Below are 1,509 nucleotides of genomic sequence, written 5' to 3' on the forward strand. Positions count from 1 at the left end.
GGTGTCGAAGGAAGCGGAAAGACCACGCAGGCCGCAATCCTTGGCGATGTTTTGCGCAAGGGCGGGCGGCGCGTAACGGTCACGCATGAGCCCGGCGGCACGCGCGCCGGCGAAACGATTCGTGCGATTTTTCTCGATCCCGCCGTGTCGCTCGACATCGCCGCTGAACTGCTGCTGGTGCTGGCCGATCGCGCGCAGCACGTGCGCGAAAAACTGCGGCCTGCGCTCGCCTCGGGCGAGATCGTGATTTCCGATCGCTACTCGGATTCGACTACCGCCTACCAGGGCTATGCTCGCGGCGTTGATCTCAAAGTGCTCGGTGAGTTGAACCGGCTTGCGACCGACAACGTGACGCCCGACCTCACTATCGTCCTCGACCTGCAGGTCGAGACCGGACTCGAGCGCACTCGCGCGCGGGCGAAGGGGACGGGACGCGGCTCCGACCGCTTCGAGGGCGAGCGCGCGGAATTCCATCGCAAGGTCCGCGACGGTTTTCTCGCGATCGCGAAGGCCGAGCCGTCGCGCGTCGTCGTAATCGACGCCGACCGCCCAGTCGCCGCCGTCACCATCGATGTCCAGCGGGCCGTTGACGAAATGCTCGCGCGCCGATGACTGGTTTGCAATGCCGCTAGCGTCGATCCGCGGGCATCGCGAAATTGCTGAGCGGCTGCTTGCCGAGATGCGCAGCCGCCCGTCGCACGCGTACCTGTTCGCGGGGCCGCGCGGCGTCGGCAAGGCGCTGGTGGCGACGAGTCTCGTACACGCGTTGATGTGCGAGCGGTCGCCCGGCGAGAATTTTTGCTGCACGACCGCGCGATGCCCCGTGCGCATCGCGCCCCAGACGGAACGCATCCGCGCGCGAGCCGGCGACGCGGACACTCCACATTGCGAATGCTGTCCGGCATGCGTGCAACTCGCGACGGGCGTGCATCCCGACTTCACTTACGTGTCGCGCCCCGCCGGCCGCAGCGAGGTTCTGATCGACCAGGTACGCGAGCTGATTTCGCGGCTTGGAATTCGGCCGTCGCGCTCGCCGGTTCGGATGGCGATCGTTGACGACGCCGAGGTTCTCGGCGAACCTGCGCAGAACGCGCTGCTGAAGACGCTCGAGGAGCCGCCCGGCCACGCTATCATCATAATGGTGACCGCCAGCGAACGCGCGCTGCTCGACACTGTCCGCTCGCGCATGCGCATCGTGAGATTTCCCGCGCTACAGCCGCCCGATCTCGAGGCTATCCTTGCCGCTCACGGAGTCGCCGACCAGGCTCGCGCTCGTGCGTTGGCAATGTTGGCGCGAGGCAGCGCGGCGAATGCGATCGCCTTGGCCGACGGCGATGAGCCGCCGATGAAAGAACTGATCGACGCTCTCAGCCATGCAAAATCGATCGACTTTGCCCGCGCGCAATCGATCGCGCAGGAGCTTTTTGCCAACCGCGACGCCGCCGCCGGCAACTTCGAGCTGCTCGCAAGACTGCTCGAGGAAATACTATGCTACAAACTGCTTAAGAC

2 protein-coding genes are annotated in these 1,509 nt (G+C 65.7%); both read left to right on the plus strand.

What is annotated here, in order from left to right; genetic code table 11:
* Positions 1 to 612, plus strand: a 612-nt coding sequence (tmk, locus tag VIW95_RS07825; RefSeq protein ID WP_331585099.1) for a dTMP kinase, incomplete at its 5' end; no start/stop codon positions are given.
* Positions 613 to 622: 10 nt separating this feature from the next.
* The coding region (locus VIW95_RS07830; protein WP_331585101.1) for a hypothetical protein at positions 623 to 1,509 on the plus strand (887 nt) is incomplete at its 3' end.

The sequence above is a fragment of the Binatus sp. (SeqCode) genome (genome assembly GCF_036522015.1).
GTDB lineage: Bacteria > Desulfobacterota > Binatia > Binatales > Binataceae > Binatus.